This is a genomic window from Acinetobacter sp. 102, from assembly GCF_037028485.1.
Classification (GTDB): Bacteria; Pseudomonadota; Gammaproteobacteria; order Pseudomonadales; family Moraxellaceae; genus Acinetobacter; species Acinetobacter higginsii.
This window is the reverse complement of the sequence record NZ_JAZEZK010000016.1, coordinates 29,085-49,393: the sequence shown is the minus strand read 5'-3', so window position 1 is coordinate 49,393 and position 20,309 is coordinate 29,085. Positions and strand designations below refer to the sequence as shown.

Here is a 20,309-nt window from a genome sequence, read left to right as displayed (position 1 = left end):
TTAATCCTTAGTAACGTTCTAAATAGCGTTGTCGCTTTTTCACAAGGGTGGATTGATCAATCCCTAAAATTTGTGCGGCTTTTTGCGTCGTTTTATATCGCTCTAAAGCCTGAGAAATTATGTTGTATTCAAATTCATCGACCTGTCTTTTGAGACTTTGATCTGTAGAAGACGTATGTCCTTTTTGAATTGATTGCTGAATATTTGCTGGAATATCTATCGGTTGAATAAGATCCATTTCACTCATGACGACTGTCTGTTCGACAAAGTTGGTCAGCTCTCTTATATTTCCTGGCCATGCATATTTTTTGATTAACTCAATTGTTTCCATTGCATAACGTTTATTCAATTTGTATTTTTTATTGAAAATTTCTAAATAAAGTTCTAGTAATGGACCCAATTCATTTAGGCGATCTTTTAAATCATCAAGATGCAAAGTGGCGACGCAGACGCGGTAATACAAATCGTTTCTGAACAATCCTTTTTCAACCAAGCCCAATAAGTCATGATGTGTCGCAGAAATAATACGAACATCGGTATAAATATATTCAAAACCGCCTACTGGAATAAAACGATTGTCTTCCAAAACCTTCAAAATTTTGGCTTGTAACGCGAGCGGTAAATCACCAATTTCATCCAGGAATAGTGTTCCGCCATTCACCGCTTCAAACAATCCTTTTTTTCCTTTCTGTAACGCCCCAGTAAATGCACCTGGCACATAGCCAAAAAGCTCTGATTCCAACAATCCTTCAGGCATCGTGGCACAGTTTATTTCTAAAAAAGGTTTATCTCGACGTTCACTACATTTATGAATATGACGTGCTAAAACAGTTTTTCCCGTCCCAGTATTACCTTGTATTAAAATTTTAATATCAGAAGATGCTATTCTTTCGGCTTTTTTATAAGTACGATTGGTCGAATCACTTAAATGCTCTAAAAAACCTGTAGTTGATTTTAAGCCTGAATATTTTTTCTGTGTATTTTTAATATCCTCCAGCTCTCTTTGTGCATTCTGTGCTTCTGTTAATGCCGTAATGTCTCTTACAGAGGTAATAACCGCAATTAACTTCTTTTTCTCATTAAATACTGGATGCCCAGTAACCAATAATTCTTTCCCATTTTTTAAGGATTGAAGCAATGTTTTCTCTTGATGTGTTTTAATCACATCCAGAGAAACAGATCGAGAAATAACACCTTGTTTTACTAAGCTTTGGATTGGGGTATTTAACAGATTTTCTCGGCTCAAACCTGTGAGCTGTAAATATCCATTATTCACAAATAAGATAATTCCCTTTTCATCTGTAATGAAAACACCATCATCGATAGCATCAACAATTGAAATAAACATTTTTTTTGAAATGCCTATTTCATTGAGATCACGATTTAATAGAAAATCTACCCAATCCATTTACTTCATTCCTTTGATTTTAGTAAGCCGCCTCATAGATTTTTTCAATCTCTTGAAGATTCAGCTTTCTTGGATTATTCCGTAGCAATCTTTCAATTTTAATTGCTTCAGCTGCCAACTCAGGAATAACCTCTTTGGGTATATTGAAATGATTCAATCCCTTCGGGATATTAACCATTTCACATAAAAGATATAATCGATCGATTACTTTGCTTGCGATTTGAATCGAGTTACAACCAACAATAGGTTCATCAAAACACTGTGCGATGACCCTAAACTTATCTAAACATGCGACCTTGTTATATTCCATGACATAAGGTAACAACAGCGCATTACTTACTCCGTGTGCAATATGGAAACGGCCTCCCAATGGATAAGCCAAAGCATGCACTGCTCCGACTCCTGCATTACCAAATGCAAGACCGGCCATTAAGCTTGCATTGGCTAAATCTTCCCGTGCTTGCATATTTTCTGGATTTGCGTAGGCAGCAGGTAGTGATTTCATGATTAAAGTCATTGCCTGAATTGCGAAGGCATCTGTTAATGGAGATGCATTCACTGAGATAAACGATTCTATTGCGTGGACCAACGCATCTACGCCACTTGCAGCGGTAATTGACGGGGGGCAACTCACTGTCATTTCTGGAGCAATAATGGCGACATCTGGCAATAGATAATCACTAACAATTCCTTTTTTTACCTGATTTACAGTATCAGATAAAATAGCGATATTGGTTACCTCGGAACCTGTTCCTGCCGTTGTTGGCAGTACAATTAAAGGTAATCCTTTCTGCTCTACTTTATTTTCGCCAAACAAACTATCCAAAGGCACATTATTATTTCCGTATATTGCAACACATTTGGCAGTATCGATAACACTTCCACCACCTATAGCGACAATGCCATTGTATTGATCTCGCTCAAAAAATTGTTTTGTTTTGAGTACAACATCAATTTCAGGTTCTGGTGTAATATCTGAATAAATCGTATATTCAACATTATTATTGATTAAATTTTGTTTTATTTTTTCTACTGCTACAGAATTTAACACTCCTTTATCAGTTAAGACCAAAATTTTTGACATTTTCAACCGATGGATATGATGAATGAGTTCCTCAGAAGCCCCAATACCTGTAACCAGCTTACTAACCGATTTAAATAAATGAATTGACATATTCATAGTCCCTTATTACTTATTCCCACCAGAATATTGCAATGAGTATGCCAAGTTTTTAATCCTTATTTTTCATAATCTTAATTTTCCTAATTATTATTTCTGATGAATATATTCATAATTACATGTCATTAATTCATAATTACATGTCATTAATTCATAATTTCAATACTGTTTAAAATATATTATTAAGTAATCAATATTATTTCTTTTGTTCAAACCATTCCTGAATCATCTCTAAAAACAGCTTCATCCCCATTGAGTGAATACTAATGGATTTATAAACTGCACATGCATGCCATAAAAAAGTAGGATTTTGATAATCTAAGACAGCAATATCCCGACTTTCTAGCAAAGACTGGAATAAATGGCTTGGTCCAGCAGTAATCGCATCACTATGCATAACATGATGAATCAATAAATCGTAGTCATTCACAGTTAAGCTAATATGAGCTGTACGTCCGTCATGTGTTTGGCCCTTTAACCATTGCACTTTTTGTTTGGCAACTCTTGGTAAAGCAAATGGGTAATCAATTAAATGTTCAAACTTAAGATCTTCTATTTCCAACAAAGGATGTCCAGTTCGCACGACAAAAACGGTTGGATCTTGCAGCAATGGAATCGAGATAAACTCATCAGTAAGATCAACATACTCTGTACTTAATATCCCTAGATCTAGAATGCCATGTTCTATTTTCTCAATAATAGTTTTAGGATGATCAACATATAGATGTACTTCAATTTCAGGATATTGCTTAGTAAATAAGGGGATCACATCTTTCATCAACCCATGAATAATCACAGGCCCTGTCCCGATGTGTATTTCTCCAACTTGACCACTCGAAAGGAGTTTAATCTCCTTATGTAAGGTATCTAACTGCTGCAAAATTTGTGGAGCTTGTTTTAGAATATGTTCGGTATATAAAGTCGGTTTAACGCCTTTACTGGTTCGCTCAAACAAGGTCACACCCAAGTCATGTTCTAATTTTTTAATACTGTTGGTTAACGATGGCTGAGTCATACAAAGTGCCTCAGCCGCTTGATTGATCGTTCCAATTTCAGTTAACACCATAATTTGCTGTAGATGTCTTGGTTTAATCATTTCTCATCCCTGAATATTTTATTGTGATTCATAAATATATTAAAAAAGCACTTCCATTCACCTTTGCCTAAAAATATACCTTAATTTTATTATTTTAGACGCTATTAGGTATATCTAAAAGCTATAACTTTCATACAAAAAATCCATTACACAATATAACTCAAACTTCCTATGCTGCTTCTAGATTAAGCACCTTTAATCCGTTCTGTTTCGATTCAGAAATTAAAGTCATATGAGCAAGGATGTAAAATGAAACACACTTTAATTCCGCTACTGATCAGCAGCGTCGTGATTTCCACCCCGTTTGCAACACAAGCACAAGAAACCACAGCTCAAGCGACTCCTCAAACACTCGAGGCTATTCCTGGTCCTCGCTCTTGTTTTTGGGCTCGTGGTCCTGTCAGTGCTGATCCATATATCAATATCGCTTACCCAGATGCCAATGTTTATTATTGGGCAGGTACTTTCACCATCCCTCAAGGAGCAAGTCTTAAACTCAAAGGTGAATTTCCACGTTCACGCTATATGTCTTTTATTAGTTATGACGAAGCTGGGAAACCAGTTGAGTCCGTTGCAGACTATTTAATCAAGCCAAATAAAAATTCTGGTAATCCCTTCGTTTATGGGCAACAACGGAGTCCATCACAACGTGAGTACAGCTTAAATGTATCTGCCACCCCTGTGACAGCACAGCGCAAGGTTGGCCAATTGAGTCAGCCACAAAGTGTTAATCAACTCTATGCGCCTGCTTACGGCAAAAATCAGCAAATGATTTTATATCGAATCTATTTACCTGATAACGGACAAAGCGTCACAGGAGGCGTCAGTTTACCAACACCTCAATTAACTCTTGCAGATGGTCGCGTATTAGAGGGTGATCAAGCCTGTGCACAACTCAAAACCAATCAACCATTACAACTGACTTCTGCTGCGGTCAGCATTCCTTCCAATCAATATCGCCAGTTGATCCACCAAGCAGGAAAGCCAGATACATGGCCAGCACAGAATCCTGCACAATGGTTTATTCAACTTGATCGAGAAAGCCTATTAGGGATCTTTACCGGCAAGATCAATGAACAAGCAAGACGCTCTGAAGGTGGCTTTTATCCCAACTTAGATAATCAATACATCAGAACAGTTGTGAATAGAAAATATGGCAAAGTCTTTGTCCTTCGTGGAAAAGCACCGACTGTTTCTAAGACCTTCAACAATAATGGGCTTTTGACGCAGGGCGATTTGCGTTATTGGTCAATCTGTTCAAATCAAGGTTTTGCCAATACACGCGTCAATGATTGCTTATTTGATGAAGAAATCCCAGTTGATCAAAATGGTTATTACACCGTTGTTGTAAGTCGAGTCGCTGACCGCCCGCGCAATGCCAAACCAGAATGTGGTATCGGTTGGTTACCTATGGCAGAAGATGGAGACGGTGCTGTTGACCCAGATATGACTATTGTCCAGATCAGACACATGCTTGCATCAAGCAGTTTTAAAAACACCATTGCTAATGTCGAACAGCAAAAAGATTTAGCTTCGGTGATGGGAGAATACCTGCCAAAAACCAACTATCTGATGCCAAATCAAGTCGAAATTTTTAATCCCTGCCTTAAATAATCAATAGAACCAATCCATACAACACCCAAGAACATAATAAAAACTTGTGTGTTGTATGCCCCAAAAGGAATTTGGAGGCTCCAATGTATTCACGTATCAGACATCACACCTTATCAGCTTTAGTCACAACACCATTTATCATTAGTACTGGGTACAGCGCAGGCCTTGATCGCTCAGGGCAATCCATTACTGATTTTTTTCAAAAGGGAACCTATGCATCCCTCTCTTATAATTATTCTATACCAGATGTGAGTGGGCAAGATAAAGGTTTGAGTAGCCAAGGCAATCCCAACAACATCCCCAATATTAGCACCAATAATAGCGCTTTAAGGGGCAGCTTAAAAACAGATTTAAATGAAAAAATAAGCCTAGGGCTCATTTATGATCAACCTTTCAATATTAACCTTCAACATCGTGGGCACAGCAACTTTGTTTCTCAATTTGAAAATAAACCCGCTGAAGGTACTCAAGCCAAACTAGACAGTCATAATTTGACAGGGCTTATCGGTTTGAACATTAATAGAAATTTAAGTGTATACGCAGGTCCTGCCTTAGAAGAAATTAAAGGTAACATCAAACTTCGTGGAGAAATTTATAAAGGTAGCGCCAATTACAATGCCGAACTGCACTCTGATTATGCAATGGGTTGGATAACAGGATTCAGCCTGAAAAAACCCGAGATTGGGCTAAAAGCAGCACTAACTTATCGCTCCGAAATAAAACATAAAACACGTACCACAGAGCAGTTTTCAGCATTAAGTAATGATCTTTACACGCTGCCTGTTACATTTACTTCGCCAGAATCAGTAAATTTTGATTTTCAAACAGGCTTAAGTAAACAAACCTTACTCAATGCCAATATTCGTTGGGTGCCATGGAAAGACTTTGAGTTTAAACCCGCCAAATTGGCAGAGCGAACTGCTCCAGCCAGTCTAGATAAAATAGGACTTCCTCTACTCAGTTATGAAGAAGATCAATGGTCAGCACAAATTGGAATCGCGCAGAAACTTACTGATAAATTTTCAGTCTCAACATCTGTCAGTTGGGATTCAGGTCTTGGTGATCCAGCTAATGCTCTTGGACCAGTCAATGGTTACTGGGGATTCGGGCTCGGCTTCCAATATAATTTTCTACCCAACTGGGCAGTTTCACTTGGCGGAAGATATTTATGGCTTGGAGATGCTCAAGCACAACGTCAGAATGGTGATTTAGTTGGAAGCTTTAGCGATAATCACAGTACGCTTCTAAGTTTAAAATTGGCATACCAAAAGAAATAGACCATAAAAAAGCCCTTGTTTTCACAAGGGCTTTTTTATTTATTTGGCAGAGGATCAAGGACTCGAACCTTGACGAACGGTTTTGGAGACCGTCATGCTACCATTACACCAATCCTCTAAACTGCATGATTAAATCATATTTGACTCAATCATAAGAAAATAAGAAATGCTTACCTTCTTAAATATGGTGGGGGCGAAGAGACTCGAACTCTTACACCTTGCGGCGCTGGAACCTAAATCCAGTGCGTCTACCAATTTCGCCACGCCCCCGATGGGTGTGTATATTAGAGATAAACCTTTCTACTGACAAGCCCTTTTTATAAAAAAACTATGTTTATGAAAGCTAATGCTTTTTTAATATACAGATAGAAACAGCAGACACAAAAAAAGGAACTTTATATAAAGTTCCTTTGAATTTGGCAGAGGATCAAGGACTCGAACCTTGACGAACGGTTTTGGAGACCGTCATGCTACCATTACACCAATCCTCTATAACCACATGATTAAACTCTATTTCGTTTAATCATAAAAAAAGCAAGATACTCTTGCTTTTTAAATATGGTGGGGGCGAAGAGACTCGAACTCTTACACCTTGCGGCGCTGGAACCTAAATCCAGTGCGTCTACCAATTTCGCCACGCCCCCGATGGGTATGCATATTAGTGAGAAACATACTCTCTGACAAGTCTTTCTATTAAAAAAACCATTCAAATGAACAGATAATATTCAAATCACGCATTTATGTTTACTTTTACAACATATCAAGTTGTTTTAAGCAATCTTTTACCTCTAAAACTGAATTAAAGCGTTGTTTAATATGCTTTTGCGTGAGGCCATTAAGTAAAGGAAAAAAGCATTGCAATGTAGATGGAAGTCGAATGTGTAGTTGTTGGCAATGCAATACTGCCCAATCGTGATAAGTACTCGCCTTTAATCGAGATTGAGTGAGCCATTCATACACAATAACCCCCAAGGCATATAAATCACTTTGAATGCTTTTCCCTGCCCCCTGAAAAAGCTCTGGCGCCATATAATGTGGTGTTGCATCTAAAGTGTGAATCGGATGCCCTATCCGAAAAGATTGCTCAAAATCAATCAGCCGACATGAGTTTTCATAGAAACGAAAATGTTCTGCTTTCAAATCACCATGCACCCACCCGAATTGGTGCAATGCATCCAGCGCATCTAAGGCCAAAAATAGCTTTTGTTTGATCTGCTCAATATTCTCGAAAATAGCAGCTTCAGCAAAAAAATCATGCGCATCAACCGTGATCACTCCTATTCCATCCTGATCTAATTCATTTATAAGATGACGCAATGGAATCATTTGGAATGGTAATAAAAATGCTTGTTCTTGCTGCTGACAGTGCTGATAAAAAGCTAACTCTCGTTGGAAAGCCTGTGCCAAAACAGGCTGATCATTGGTTTTATGGAATTTCAGCCAGTAACGTTGTTGATCAACTTGAAAGGTGTAGACACGCCGCCCAAAGGCATAACTTTGCGCTTTGGTCACTAAGTTTAGATCGTTAAGTTGAATCTTTGGATTAGAGATCCACGTAGTAAAACTCATTCTGCTGCTTTTCTTCCTGCTTCCGCAACGATATTAGACAATGCTCGATGGTTTTTCCAATTCGTGCATGTATTTCAATAGAAGCAATTTTCGGCCATGTGGCACGCTCACCTTCTTGCTGCAAGATTTTAAACAGTTTTGGCCGTGGGTTTTTCAGCATATAGCTATAATGTCTGAGTCCATATTTGGCAATAATATTGACGTCACCATAATAACGCTGCCCCAAAATACCATAGCCATGATCCAGTACACGACGAATCGGGAAGAAACTGCCCATATGACTGCGCGTTAAATCCATCACTTCCATTGCAATGGCTTTACCTTGACGGCGAACAATTCGTTCAGGCCAACTGAGTACATCTCTACGAAAACGTTCGGTGTCACTTTGCATAAACGGCACAATATGCGGATTGACCTGACTGGCAATAGTGTAATTAATATTATAGAGCCGAGCCATCTTTTCCTGCGGAAAATCACTGCGCATACTGCCATCCACCCACTTGGTATTGGCGAGATATGGCGTATGCTGCCCATCATAACGCTTACTGGTCAGATGCACAGGTGGAAATAACACAGGCACCGCACAAGAAGCCAATACTGCACTCCACACCAATACATTCGGTGCGGTCAGTGCATTCATAATACGTGGATTTTGGGCTGTGTTATAGGGTGCAATCACGATATTAATATGACGTTTGGATTGTTTATAAGCTTCTGCAAACGTAACATCACCCAAGTTCTGCATCAGAAATTTTTTCAAATACATCACATCAGCAATACCACCATTCGCCCGCAATAATTCAGTTACTTTCCTAAATTTAAAGGCATCACTAAAAAAATGTTCCCCTTGCAGCAATTCAGGAACTTGATCTGGCGTAGAAACGCCTAACATTCCTGTCATGATTGCCCCTGCACTTGAACCCGATAAAACTTGAGGCATCAGATCTTGTTCGATTAATGCTTTACACACCCCAGTATGAAATAAACCTAGCGTTGCGCCTCCAGAAAACATCACAGCGGGTTGACCATAGGCCTTTTGACATTCTTCAAAAAACTGAATTTTTTCTTTTAGTTGAAAGGTAATACATTCACTCGAAGCCAAGTAACGTAGGCAGTCACTCATTTCCTCAACATAGTTTTCAATGATTTTTTTAGTACCAATATAGGTCTGTGCAAACAACATCGGATGCCCAATATTGGCAAAGTCATAAGACAAGCCTTCTCGTAACACATAGATCAGATCTAAAGTCCGATGCTGCATACGATATTTTTTTAATAAGTTATAGCGTTTAGATAAAATTTCCGCGTCATAATAAGGCGATTCATTGTCATATTTCCATGCTTCATGACCTGATTCTTCATCTAGTTTAAGTGCAATTTCTTTCCATTCGGCATAAGAACTGGCATGTCGTAAGCGTTCTTGCAACACATCAACTCTATGTGTCTGATATGTATTCTTTTTCTCTTGAACTCTATTGAACATTCGCGATCCTGATTTTCAGCTTATTTTTTATATTCTTGCACCTATACAATGCAAAAAGCAGCCACAACAATCAAGGGTAAAATCGATTTATTTCGATATTTCTGATGATATTTTCTTTATTTCGGTAATAGCAGTGATAGTATCCCTATTCATCATTGAGTTTGGTTTATATGTATGGCTATCCTTGATTTACCCGAATCTATTCTTCAATCGCTATCAAGTGTTTTAACACAGCTTCAGCAAGTTCTCCCTGCACCAAAGCAACCCACTGACTTTTCAGCAATCGCATTCCGTTGGGAAAACCAGCAACTTGTCGCCATACAACAACCTAAGAAAATGCATTTGGAAGACTTAAAAGGCATTGAGCGCCAAAAAGACAAGATCATTCAAAATACCCTACAGTTCCTGAATGGCCTACCTGCCAATGATGTCTTACTGACAGGTTCTCGTGGTACTGGAAAATCATCGATTGTACGTGCGCTTCTCACCGAGTATTCAACTCAGGGTTTACGCTTGATTGAAATTGAGCGTGATGATTTATCTGATTTACCCAAAATTCAAAAGCTGATTGAACATCGTCCTGAAAAATTTATCGTTTATTGCGATGATCTGGCCTTCAATGCCGAAGATGAAAATTATCGTAGTTTAAAAAGCGTCTTAGATGGTTCACTACAATCAGGCTCAAGCAATTTTATTATCTATGCAACCAGTAACCGTCGTCATTTACTGCCTGAGTTTATGCACGAAAATACACCAGTACGGAAGGTTGATGTACCGCAATACACCGAGTTACATCCGCAAGAAGCAATTGAAGAAAAAATTTCGCTCTCGGATCGTTTTGGGATGTGGCTCTCCTTCTATCCAATGGATCAACAGTTGTATTTACAAATTGTAGAGCACTACATTGTGAAAGCAGGCTTGGACTATAACGATCTGGTTCGTGGCGAGAGTTTGAAATGGTGCCAAGCACGTGGTCAGCGTTCTGGACGTGCAGCCTATCAGTTCTCAAAGCACTGGATTGGCTCGCAAAATCTAGAAAAATTGTCAAACAAAGCCTCTGCATAAATGTCCTGAAAAGCCGTAGCTTTGTCCTTATTTCCGCTTAGCATTGGCAATTGTTTCTCATAATCTAGCTGTCACAGCATGGATTGAGTTTAGGAAACAAGATGAAGAAACAATTGCCACCGACATCCCTGACCAGCAAAATTTTGGGTAAAAGCCTGTTATTGGCACAAGGCTCGCTTGATAAAGCCGTAAAATATTCAACAACACCATTTTCAGAACCAGACATCATTCGCCCACGCACTGATGGGAATTTTTATACATGGACACATTATGGAATCTTCTTTCCTCTGCTGCCTGAGCCTCATCGTTATTTAAATATTATGATCTTACTGGGTACACCAGGAGCACTTGCGTTTGACCATGATGATATTACCCTAGGTGACCCAAGAAAGACTGCCACGTTTTTCTCTAGTACCGCTGCGGTAGATGAGCATCTACTCAAAGCTTATATCATTCCAGAACAGACCAACATTCAAGACAATGGAACAACTATTGAGCTCGGTGAAGAAGTTTCGATTCAAGGAACTCTACCGAATATTCATCTCAAAGGTGCCTATCATGGACTCAGCTTTGAATTTGATTTAGATGTCACCGATCAAATCTCATGGTTTATCAAAACCCCAATTTATGATCATTTTAGTTTATTGGCTAACTTCAAAGGTCGGCTTGAGTATCAAGGGAAAGTCACACCTGCAGAAGGCTTATGTACCTATGAATATGCCCGCGCTACAGGTGCGCATGGCGTAGTAAAAAAGTTGTTGCCTGAACCTTATAAATTACCACTCGATTTCTTTACCTATCAAATTATCAATTTGACGGATAGCACTCAATTATTGCTCACCAAAGCTGATATTTTGGGTCAACCAGCAGCCTATACATTGCATGTTCGACATACCGACAAGTCTGCTGAAGTTTATACCAATGTCGAGTTCAAGGTGATTGCACATCAAGTTGATGATTATGTTTCGCCAAGTGGTAAGAAAATGCGCTTACCGCAATTATTCTCTTGGTCTGTCAAGGATGATGCTGATCAGAAAATTTTAGATATCACCGCAGAAATTGATAGTCCATTCCGTTATGGTCATGGCATTGGTTATGCCAGTGCTTATACCTTCACAGGCGAATATTTAACTGCCCCTGTTCAAGGTCGTGGTTATATCGAATATGTGGATGTAGAAGATCAGAATGCATTTAAGAATTAAATGAACTGAACACGTTGATGAGTCTTTGCTAAAACTTCAAAGGCTCATCATTTCCCTTTGCAATCTAGTTGCTCTGAGGGTTCAAAGTATCAATCATTTGATTGATTGAATCCTTAATCTCCGCTGCCACGTTTGCATCATAACCTTCGACCAAGAATCGGCTAATGAGCCCTTCAATCAGCGTATAAGTCACTTCAACCAACATCTCTGTTTTTGAATAAGATTGCAAATATTCCGTAATCAAGTTTCTAATCCAAACTTTATGTTCTTTTGACACTGAGATGATGTCTTGATCACCCAAATGCGACTCAGCCACAGCTCTAACGAATAAACATCCTTTAAAGTTATCTTCTTGAAACCATAATAAGTGCCAATCGATCAACCTGTTCAATGCCTCTCGCCCTGTTGCCTCCGCCACATAGTCCAATAAACGCTGCCTAAACTTTTCATCACGTGCTTCCAAGACCGATTTCACCAATTGATTTTTATTTTTGAAATAGGTGTACATCGTGGTTTTTGAACAGCCAGATTCATCTCGAATAAGGTCAACTCCGACCCCAACAAAACTATTTTCATAAAATAATTTTTCTGCAGTATGCAAAATTTTATCAGCAGACTTCGACATAAAGATTTACTCATTTAAAATAGTACAGATCTGTACTATTTGTAATTTTAGTTCTATTATCGCCATAAAGCAACCCAGTCGTGAGATCACCATGTTATCTTTATTCAACGGTAGAGAACATCTTGCTCCCTTACCCCAATCCATTGATATTATAAGAAGTTTAATTGGCGGCACATTAAGCATCTTGATCTTAATCCTGCTCAGTAAATTCACCCACAATCTATTTATCATGGCTCCTTTTGGCGCAACCTGTGTGATCTTGTATGCCGTATCGCAATCGCCTTTGGCTCAACCTCGCAATGTAATTTTGGGACATTTTGTCTCGGCTTTTATTGGCTTACTGTTTCTTAAAGTTTTTGGTACATCGGCTTTGAGCATTGCACTTTCTGTCGGTTGTGCGATTGCAGCCATGCAACTTCTGCGTTGTGTTCATCCACCTGCTGGCGCAAATCCGCTGGTGATTTTGCTAACCGCCAATACCATTCAATACCAATGGAGTTTCTTATTTTTCCCCGTGTTATTAGGCTCAATTGCACTCGTTATGGTGGCATGGTTGGTTAATAACCTTAAATCAGAAAAGAAATGGCCTGTGTATGGATTGGCTTTTATCCACAGTAAGAAAAATGTTGAATAACCCATCTATCGATTAAAGCGCAATGTCAGCGTTTTAATCGATGCCATCCTGTTCATCAAAATTCAATGAAATTCCAATTTCACCTTGCAAATAATTTACTTTTCAATAAAATTAGGTAGGTCGGTATATATAAATATATTTTCTTATGAGCTCGAAATCAGCAAAACAAAAAATCTTGGATGCAGCATCTAACCTGTTCTATAACGATGGCATTAGCAACACAGGCATCAATAGCATTACAGAGAAAGCCAATGTGGCAAAAATGTCGCTGTATAATAATTTTGCCACCAAATCCGATCTGATCACCTGCTATATCGAAGCACGCCACCAAGAATGGCTAGATTTATATGAAAAGAGAAAAGCTCAAATCCAAACACCAATCGATGGTATTTTGGCGGTTTTTGATGCTTATCAGGATCACGCAGAATTTGCTTATGAAAAAGGCTTTCGTGGTTGTGGCCTACTCAATGCAGCCGCAGAATTCCCTGCACATAGTCCTGAACGTTTGGCGGTTAAACAGCATAAAGATGAAATCGAAGCAATTTTAGCGGGTCATTTACAGCAGCTCAGCAGCACCCCACAACGAGTCAAAGAACTGGCACTACTGCTTTCATTTATCTTGGAGGGTTCGATTGCTCGTGCAGGTTTAGAAAGTTCAAGTGACAAAGTATTTGCTGCAAAACAAATGGTTCAGAACCTATTAGCGCAAGAGGTTTCAAAGTGAGTAGTACCTCTTTTAGCCTCAGTGCTCATTCTGGTTTTATTGCAGTGCTCATTGCCTCTATTTTATGGGGAACGACAGGCACAGCTGCTTCTTATGCTCCAAATCTAAGTCCCTTAGCGATTGGCGCAATTGCAATGGGTGGCGGTGGTTTATTACAAGCTTTATTGGCCCATAAAAATATCCGCAGTCATTTACCTCAAATTCGCTCTTACTATCCATTATTGTTGATTGGCATGGTCTCTGTTGCGATTTATCCACTGGCTTTCTATTCGTCGATGCGTATGGCGGGGATTACCATTGGCACGGTCGTCTCAATTGGTTCAGCACCCTTATTTACCGCATTACTGGAAAAGTTCTTTGATAAAAAAGCACTCTCAGGTAAGTGGTTTATTAGCTTTATTTTTGGTGTCGCTGGTGTTTTATTGCTCTCTATAGGGGAATCACATTCCCAAGCATCTGCACATACAATTGCGACAGACCAGAAAAGCATTGGCATTATTCTCGGACTGATCGCTGCCCTGACCTATTCGTTATATTCTTGGGCTGCCAAGAAAATGATTGACCGTGGGGTCGACTCAAAAGCTTCGATGGGATTAATTTTTGGCTTCGGTGCTTTAATCTTATTACCTACCTTATTTTTTACGGGTTCAAACCTGTTTGATGAGTCTGTAAATTTGTATGTTGTCGGTTATATGATGCTGATCCCGATGTTTCTCGGTTATCTGTTATTTGGTTATGCTTTAAAGACCATTTCAGCCAGTACCGCGACCACACTGACCTTATTTGAACCACTGGTTGCCGCTTTGTTTGCAGTATTATTAGTCGGTGAAAAACTCGCCCCGATTGGTTGGGTTGGTATGGTTCTGATTTTTGTTTGTCTGGCAGTATTGTCAAAAGCAGATCGTTCAAAGCAAATCAGCTAAAAGATGTTCTAGACCATTAAAATAAAAAGTAGGAATAGTGTACATACCAAGTTAAATGCAATCACTTTCCCGTTAAAGAACAATGCTGCTTTTGCTGATTCTTTAACGGGTTGCTCGCCCTCCTTTGCTATCGCCGACAGTACCATGCCGATAAGATTACAAACAGTCGAGACCAACAGTATCAAAAAAAAGAATAAATGAATTGGGGGCATTTCACAGATTCGATCCGTTGTACATGGAATACTGAGAACATAGATTGAAAAGCCTGTAGCCGCAATAATAAGCAGAATACTTAACCATGCACAGCCATTGGCTGCTTTAACCACCCACATGATTCACTCCTTTTTATTTATATATTATTAAAAAAATACAATATAATTATTTGATAATTAAAATATTAATTATAAAAGATACAGAGCAATAGATTTCCTCTGCATCCATTTCAAGATTTAAAGATCAATACTCTCTGGCTAATTTTTCCAATGTGGTGAGCATTTTTCTCACTACACTTCTTTTATGATGCAACATATTCTTAATGTTGCTTGGATTGAAACCTGTCAATTTTGCGATACCACGACTGGTCATATATTCACCAGTTTTCGCAAAGTGTTTTTCACTTAACTCAGTTTTCGCATTTGAGAATCGAACTGCCAGCTTATAATCACTAAACTCAGACCATGCACCTGTCTTATATTCGTCTGCATCAAAGCTACTCTTCTGCTGAGTAGGTTTTTCTCGAAGAATATTACTCAAGCGATTAATAACAATTTTTTCTTCACTTTTTTCAATTATTTGATAAAGTTCAGTTTCTTCAAAAGGACGCCCTAAAGCGATATCTTTTCTATATTGTTCAACGACTTTTTCTTTTGACTCGACCTTTTTCTCACCTTGTTGAGTGAGGCAGAGAATCTTAAATAAAGACTCTAATCGGCCACATGTAAAAATATAAGAAATTTTCAACTTACAACTCCATTATGAACGGTAGTTCATAAAAATATTTTCAAAAAAAATTTTGACCTATAAATTCACTATAGAATTCATTTAAAGGCAAATCAAAATCAGCAACTAACTGCCTTCTTGTCGTTTGTGTAATTTCACCAGTTTTCGGATTCAGACCCGTTTTTTCAACGTCTTTCCAATAAACACCTGTGCCACGTTTTTGCCATGCAGGGAGTTCATTAAAATTAATCTGCTGTGAAAAGAGTAAATCATGCTTTTCTTGACGATTTAACCCTTTAACTTGTTCCGTTGCTTCTGCTACTGCATGACCCGATTTTCTTAACATCCAATAACAGTGTGCATTTAATGCATTTCGATGAGCATCCTCTTGTCGCCAACGGAAGTAGTCATCTACCAATTGCGAATTGGGTAAAACACAAACTCGAGCATCAAAAGTAGCAATTTGGCCATGCATAACAGAGAATTTTGCACTAGCTTCACCAGCTAAAATAGAAAGAATTTTACGTTCCTTGCGGTTAAAACTTTCATCACGATAATGGAATAAAAGAGAAATTTCATCGCTCTGGGTATAACCATAGATGATATTAAAACCACACTGTAATAAATGGGTTGTGGTTTCTACCATTAAATCTCTAAAATGTACATCAAATGGCGCTTCGAATTGCCAAATCTCTTTGGTTAAGCGTGTAAATCCACGACCATCCAATCTGACGACAATATAATTTTCTGGTGGAATACAGAAATCGTAAGCCGTCTCATATTTTCTTAGTCTTGTATCTAAATCTTCAAATCTCATTATTGTTCTCTTTGATACAGCAAGCTCACATTAAAATCATTTTCTCGATCAATTGAAACGCTGTAAATTTCATCAAAACCTTCATTAAGCTCAGGGATTTCTAACTTTTTAAACGTAGAAATAACACCAACCCTAGGAATTTTCGCCTTACCTTCTCGTTGTTCATTCCGCAAAAGAGCATCATCCAGACTACTATCAAAATAGTAAGCAATCACTTTGAAGTGAGCATTTTTTGCATCTTGAACATATATCTTTCGATCTAGTTTAGTCGGATTGGTATTATCAACAACAACCTTCTGTTTTGCGTCCAAACAAGCCTGAAACAATATTTTCTCACGATGTCTGGTTTTCAACATATCAAGATTGAGACGAATATGCGTGTCAGAGAAACATTGCTTAAAGAATGTTGATTTACCTGAAGCTTGCCCACCTACAAAAATGATAAGCTCCATTTTAGGTCGGTTGTAACTCAGTCATTGGCCATCTTGGTGTTGTCGTCACCGCCAAACCATCATGTTGCCCAGCTTTTAAACGTTGATATCCAGCAAAGGCAATCATGGCGCCATTGTCTGTACACAATGCGGGCTCGGCATAATAAACATGTGCCTTGATCTTTGCCAGTGAAGTTTCTAATTGTTCACGCAAACGCAGATTTGCACTGACACCGCCAGCAATCACCAAACGTTTTAAACCCGTTTGTTTTAAAGCTTTCACTGATTTTTTTGCCAGCGTATCGACAACTGCCTCTTGGAAAGATGCAGCCACATCCGCATCACGATTTTCTTCACCTAACTTTTTCAGTTGTACTGAAACTGCAGTTTTAAGACCACTAAAAGAAAAATCCAAACCTTGATGTAAGATTGGTCTTGGGAATTCAAATGCTTTGGCATCACCTTGCAAGGCTAACTTCGCAATATTTGGACCGCCCGGATAAGGCAGTTTCATCATTTTTGCGACTTTATCAAAGGCTTCACCCGCTGCATCATCAATCGATTCACCGAGCAATTCATATTGACCGATGCCATAGGCCGCCATTAATTGGGTATGCCCACCTGAAACCAATAAAGCCACAAACGGAAATTCCGGTGGATTTTCCGAAAGTAATGGTGCCAGCATATGACCTTCCATATGATGCACACCAATAGCAGGTTTATTAAATGCAAAGGCTAAACTGCGGCCAAATAAAGCACCTGTCATCAATGCCCCCATCAGTCCTGGACCACGGGTATAGGCAACTGCATCAATCTCTTGCTTTTTGACGCCACTTTGCTCAAGCAGTTGATTAATCAAAGGAATCATTTTGCGAACATGGTCACGTGAAGCCAATTCAGGAACGACGCCACCATATTCGGCATGCAATTTGATCTGGCTATATAGAACCTGTCCACGTAAGCCGAGCTCGCTATCATAGAGTGCTAACCCAGTTTCATCACACGAAGTTTCTAAGCCCAAAACAATCATTAAACTGCCTTTACAACGATCAAAAGTAATATCAGAGCTATTATAGACTTGTGATCTGAGTTGTAAATGAGTAAAATACTGACCTTCACTTGCGATCTAGTGCAATAGTGCGTTAGATCTTATCCATCATCTTAGAGGATTTTACATGCCACAAGTTAAGTTGAAAGAAGGCGAACCAGTAGACGTAGCTATCCGTCGTTTCAAACGTTCATGCGAAAAAGCTGGTGTTTTAGCTGACGTTCGTAAGCGCGAATTCTATGAGAAACCAACTCAAGAACGTAAGCGCAAAAAAGCTGCTGCAGTTAAGCGTTATCAAAAGAAATTGACTCGCGAATCTGTACGTACTACTCGCCTTTACTAATTAATTTGTGATTGACTGCTGAAGAGACTATGAATACTTTAAAAAACCAAATTACTGACGTGTTAAAAAATTCAATGCGTGCCAAAGATATGGCAACAGTAACGGTTATTCGTGGTGTACAAGCAGCAATTAAGCAAATCGAAGTCGATGAGCGCATTGAGCTTGACGATGCTCAGGTTCTTGCGGTCATTGAAAAGCAAATTAAACAACGTAAAGAATCGATCAAGGCCTTTTCTGGCGCTGGTCGAGATGATTTAGCTAGTAAGGAACAAGCCGAAGTTGAGGTTATTTCTCAATTTCTACCAGCAGCTATGACTGAGGAAGAACTTGATTCCATCATTGAGCAAACGATTGCTGCTCAAGAAGCTACTAGCATGAAAGATATGGGTAAGGTGATGAATTCTCTACGTCCGATCATAGCCGGGCGTGCCGATCCTGCACAAGTATCTGCTAAAATTAAAGCAAAATTAAGCTAATCTGCTTAATTCTCCCCTTTATATCATCTATTCAATTAAAAATTGGATTCATTGCAATAATGAACCCAAAGTGTTTTTATTATTTAAAATCACACTGAACATTATATTTCGCAAGCATTTGCATTTCTTTTGATTCAACCACCTGCTTGATTAAATCCTGCTTGCTCATGTTGGCATATTGCGTTGGTAATGATGAACGATTTTGTTCAATCGCATCAGACATATCCTGAATATAACGCTGATTAATCTGACAGTACTTTGCTTGCTGCTCAGGCGTAAATTGTGACGTTTGTGGATTCAGACTTCGTAAAAAGCTGCGGATATCCTGTGCATATACACCACGAATTTTATCCACTGAGTTTGCATATTGCTCAATCGATGCTGCTGAGCTGATCCCCACACTGCTGATCGCAAAAATAAAAACTAAAATTTTCTTCATAAATGTTCTAACTTCTCAGCAATTGCTTACGCACGTCATCTTATCTTAATTCAATAAATTTTGGTTTATGCTCCAGAAAAAATTCTTCCTTCGGTGCGGGTATATTACCTTCTATCACAGTGCCTAGGCGTAAACGAATTACATCAGGCAAATCCTTTCGATAAGAATAGAGCGGACTGGCACAATTTTGACAAAATACACGCGCCTTGTTAACTGTATGAAAATATTCTTTCAGTTGCTCTTGCCCAGAAATTAACTCAAATTTGCTTTGCTCAATCGGGCTGTTCCACCCTGCAATTGAACCTTGTGCCTGTTGGCAATGACTGCAATAACATAAAATGCTGTTTTCAATTTCTGCATGATATTGATACTGCACAGCACCACACAAACATTGCCCTTTGATCATAACAATTTTCCCCTCAGTTTTATAAATATAAGTCGTCTTTAAGTTTTATGGTTTGATATAAGTTAAATAAGGCTCTGCTTTAGTTCAAGTATTTCACCAGCAAGCCCATCATAATCTTTGAACGCTGTATGAATGAATCCCTGACTTGTTAAAATTTTACGTGATGCGATATTGTTAGGGTCAATAATCGCAAATATCCGATGAATTGAATTTTGCTTTTTGGCATCACTCAGTAGCTGTTGACTAACTTCACGAGCTATACCTTTTCCCCAATAACTTGGTAAAAGCATATACCCCAACTCAACCTCATTGTCATTCAATTTTTTGATTTCCAATTTCGCTAAGCCTATATATTCATTAGTATTCACATCTAATATTTTAAAATGACCAAAGTTCGGATGTAATCGATTATTGACGATAAGCAACTGAAAATCTTTCATCGCCTCTTCTTCAGGAATCGCTCTTTCTGTAATCATCGCCATAACTTTTTCATTTCCAACCAGTTGGTAATAAAGCTTAAAGTCATGCCTATGAAATTTTTCTAGTTTGATTTCCATATCGTTATTACTCTTTCTAAACTGAATACGTCTCAGTAAATATCAGCTAAGGA

At 38.6% G+C, this 20,309-nt stretch carries 23 protein-coding genes and 4 tRNA genes; 9 read left to right on the top strand and 18 right to left on the bottom strand.

What is annotated here, in order from left to right:
* Positions 1 to 7: 7 nt before the first annotated feature.
* From WA352_RS15695 to WA352_RS15685, 3 genes are all read right to left on the bottom strand, one after another.
* Positions 8 to 1,408, bottom strand: a complete 1,401-nt coding sequence (locus WA352_RS15695) for a sigma-54 interaction domain-containing protein (RefSeq protein WP_336143176.1) — start codon at positions 1,406 to 1,408, stop codon at positions 8 to 10.
* Positions 1,409 to 1,427: 19 nt separating this feature from the next.
* Positions 1,428 to 2,582, bottom strand: a complete 1,155-nt coding sequence (locus tag WA352_RS15690) for an iron-containing alcohol dehydrogenase (protein ID WP_336143174.1) — start codon at positions 2,580 to 2,582, stop codon at positions 1,428 to 1,430.
* Between the two features lie 202 nt (positions 2,583 to 2,784).
* Positions 2,785 to 3,684, bottom strand: a complete 900-nt coding sequence (locus WA352_RS15685) for a LysR family transcriptional regulator (protein WP_336143172.1) — start codon at positions 3,682 to 3,684, stop codon at positions 2,785 to 2,787.
* Positions 3,685 to 3,933: 249 nt separating this feature from the next.
* On the opposite strand from WA352_RS15685, the gene WA352_RS15680 reads away from it, so the two are divergent.
* Complete coding sequence (locus tag WA352_RS15680; RefSeq protein WP_336143170.1) at positions 3,934 to 5,298, top strand: hypothetical protein; 1,365 nt, start codon at positions 3,934 to 3,936, stop codon at positions 5,296 to 5,298.
* Between the two features lie 83 nt (positions 5,299 to 5,381).
* Positions 5,382 to 6,575 carry an OmpP1/FadL family transporter gene (locus tag WA352_RS15675; RefSeq protein ID WP_336143168.1) on the top strand — a complete coding sequence of 398 codons (1,194 nt, stop codon included), beginning with the start codon at positions 5,382 to 5,384 and terminating at the stop codon, positions 6,573 to 6,575.
* 44 nt (positions 6,576 to 6,619) lie between these two features.
* Here the strand turns inward: WA352_RS15675 and WA352_RS15670 are convergent.
* The 6 genes from WA352_RS15670 to WA352_RS15645 all read right to left on the bottom strand — a co-directional run bounded on the left by WA352_RS15670 (position 6,620) and on the right by WA352_RS15645 (position 9,627).
* Positions 6,620 to 6,693: transfer RNA gene (locus WA352_RS15670), tRNA-Trp, on the bottom strand.
* 67 nt (positions 6,694 to 6,760) lie between these two features.
* Positions 6,761 to 6,845, bottom strand: a tRNA-Leu gene (locus WA352_RS15665).
* 147 nt (positions 6,846 to 6,992) lie between these two features.
* Positions 6,993 to 7,066, bottom strand: a tRNA-Trp gene (locus tag WA352_RS15660).
* Positions 7,067 to 7,134: 68 nt separating this feature from the next.
* Positions 7,135 to 7,219: transfer RNA gene (locus WA352_RS15655), tRNA-Leu, on the bottom strand.
* A 106-nt stretch (positions 7,220 to 7,325) separates the two neighbouring features.
* Complete coding sequence (locus tag WA352_RS15650) at positions 7,326 to 8,144, bottom strand: protein kinase domain-containing protein (RefSeq protein ID WP_336143166.1); 819 nt, start codon at positions 8,142 to 8,144, stop codon at positions 7,326 to 7,328.
* Positions 8,119 to 9,627 carry a DUF3336 domain-containing protein gene (locus WA352_RS15645; protein WP_241328063.1) on the bottom strand — a complete coding sequence of 503 codons (1,509 nt, stop codon included), beginning with the start codon at positions 9,625 to 9,627 and terminating at the stop codon, positions 8,119 to 8,121. Before WA352_RS15645 ends, WA352_RS15650 begins: the two co-directional genes overlap by 26 nt.
* A gap of 174 nt (positions 9,628 to 9,801) precedes the next feature.
* On the opposite strand from WA352_RS15645, the gene WA352_RS15640 reads away from it, so the two are divergent.
* Both WA352_RS15640 and WA352_RS15635 read left to right on the top strand, forming a co-directional pair.
* Complete coding sequence (locus WA352_RS15640) at positions 9,802 to 10,692, top strand: ATP-binding protein (protein WP_004808306.1); 891 nt, start codon at positions 9,802 to 9,804, stop codon at positions 10,690 to 10,692.
* Positions 10,693 to 10,793: 101 nt separating this feature from the next.
* Positions 10,794 to 11,894 (top strand): DUF6670 family protein, encoded by a 1,101-nt coding sequence (locus WA352_RS15635; RefSeq protein ID WP_336143163.1) that lies wholly within the window; start codon positions 10,794 to 10,796, stop codon positions 11,892 to 11,894.
* Positions 11,895 to 11,958: 64 nt separating this feature from the next.
* On the opposite strand, the gene WA352_RS15630 is transcribed toward WA352_RS15635, so the two are convergent.
* Positions 11,959 to 12,519: a TetR/AcrR family transcriptional regulator gene (locus WA352_RS15630; protein ID WP_336143161.1), complete on the bottom strand. Its 561-nt coding sequence runs from the start codon at positions 12,517 to 12,519 to the stop codon at positions 11,959 to 11,961.
* 91 nt (positions 12,520 to 12,610) lie between these two features.
* On the opposite strand from WA352_RS15630, the gene WA352_RS15625 reads away from it, so the two are divergent.
* From WA352_RS15625 to WA352_RS15615, 3 genes are all read left to right on the top strand, one after another.
* On the top strand, positions 12,611 to 13,153 hold the full coding sequence (locus WA352_RS15625) for an HPP family protein (protein ID WP_336143159.1): 543 nt from the start codon (positions 12,611 to 12,613) through the stop codon (positions 13,151 to 13,153).
* A gap of 145 nt (positions 13,154 to 13,298) precedes the next feature.
* Positions 13,299 to 13,877, top strand: a complete 579-nt coding sequence (locus tag WA352_RS15620) for a TetR/AcrR family transcriptional regulator (protein WP_336143157.1) — start codon at positions 13,299 to 13,301, stop codon at positions 13,875 to 13,877.
* On the top strand, positions 13,874 to 14,800 hold the full coding sequence (locus WA352_RS15615; RefSeq protein ID WP_336143155.1) for a DMT family transporter: 927 nt from the start codon (positions 13,874 to 13,876) through the stop codon (positions 14,798 to 14,800). Before WA352_RS15620 ends, WA352_RS15615 begins: the two co-directional genes overlap by 4 nt.
* Positions 14,801 to 14,808: 8 nt before the next feature.
* Here WA352_RS15615 and WA352_RS15610 read toward each other — a convergent pair whose 3' ends face one another.
* The 5 genes from WA352_RS15610 to tsaD form a co-directional block, all read right to left on the bottom strand.
* Positions 14,809 to 15,132 carry a hypothetical protein gene (locus WA352_RS15610; protein WP_241289061.1) on the bottom strand — a complete coding sequence of 108 codons (324 nt, stop codon included), beginning with the start codon at positions 15,130 to 15,132 and terminating at the stop codon, positions 14,809 to 14,811.
* A gap of 124 nt (positions 15,133 to 15,256) precedes the next feature.
* Complete coding sequence (locus tag WA352_RS15605; protein WP_016163174.1) at positions 15,257 to 15,760, bottom strand: hypothetical protein; 504 nt, start codon at positions 15,758 to 15,760, stop codon at positions 15,257 to 15,259.
* A 40-nt stretch (positions 15,761 to 15,800) separates the two neighbouring features.
* Positions 15,801 to 16,556 (bottom strand): tRNA(His) guanylyltransferase Thg1 family protein, encoded by a 756-nt coding sequence (locus WA352_RS15600; protein ID WP_004652788.1) that lies wholly within the window; start codon positions 16,554 to 16,556, stop codon positions 15,801 to 15,803.
* Complete coding sequence (locus WA352_RS15595; RefSeq protein WP_336143152.1) at positions 16,556 to 17,008, bottom strand: AAA family ATPase; 453 nt, start codon at positions 17,006 to 17,008, stop codon at positions 16,556 to 16,558. The genes WA352_RS15600 and WA352_RS15595 overlap by 1 nt, the downstream gene beginning before the upstream one ends.
* Position 17,009: 1 nt before the next feature.
* Entirely contained in the window at positions 17,010 to 18,017 is a 1,008-nt protein-coding gene (gene tsaD / locus WA352_RS15590; RefSeq protein WP_004808325.1) for a tRNA (adenosine(37)-N6)-threonylcarbamoyltransferase complex transferase subunit TsaD, read from the bottom strand.
* 145 nt (positions 18,018 to 18,162) lie between these two features.
* Here tsaD and rpsU point away from each other — a divergent pair, with 145 nt between their 5' ends.
* Complete coding sequence (rpsU, locus tag WA352_RS15585) at positions 18,163 to 18,378, top strand: 30S ribosomal protein S21 (RefSeq protein WP_004652785.1); 216 nt, start codon at positions 18,163 to 18,165, stop codon at positions 18,376 to 18,378.
* Between the two features lie 29 nt (positions 18,379 to 18,407).
* The gene (locus tag WA352_RS15580) at positions 18,408 to 18,854 is read left to right on the top strand and encodes a GatB/YqeY domain-containing protein (protein ID WP_004808327.1); all 447 of its coding nucleotides are present in this window, start codon (positions 18,408 to 18,410) and stop codon (positions 18,852 to 18,854) included.
* A gap of 79 nt (positions 18,855 to 18,933) precedes the next feature.
* Here WA352_RS15580 and WA352_RS15575 read toward each other — a convergent pair whose 3' ends face one another.
* The 3 genes from WA352_RS15575 to WA352_RS15565 all read right to left on the bottom strand — a co-directional run bounded on the left by WA352_RS15575 (position 18,934) and on the right by WA352_RS15565 (position 20,256).
* Positions 18,934 to 19,293, bottom strand: coding sequence for a hypothetical protein (locus WA352_RS15575; RefSeq protein ID WP_005202584.1), 360 nt, complete (start codon positions 19,291 to 19,293; stop codon positions 18,934 to 18,936).
* Positions 19,294 to 19,333: 40 nt separating this feature from the next.
* Positions 19,334 to 19,699, bottom strand: a complete 366-nt coding sequence (locus WA352_RS15570) for a GFA family protein (protein WP_336143149.1) — start codon at positions 19,697 to 19,699, stop codon at positions 19,334 to 19,336.
* 62 nt (positions 19,700 to 19,761) lie between these two features.
* Positions 19,762 to 20,256, bottom strand: coding sequence for a GNAT family N-acetyltransferase (locus tag WA352_RS15565; RefSeq protein WP_336143146.1), 495 nt, complete (start codon positions 20,254 to 20,256; stop codon positions 19,762 to 19,764).
* Positions 20,257 to 20,309 lie beyond the last annotated feature (53 nt).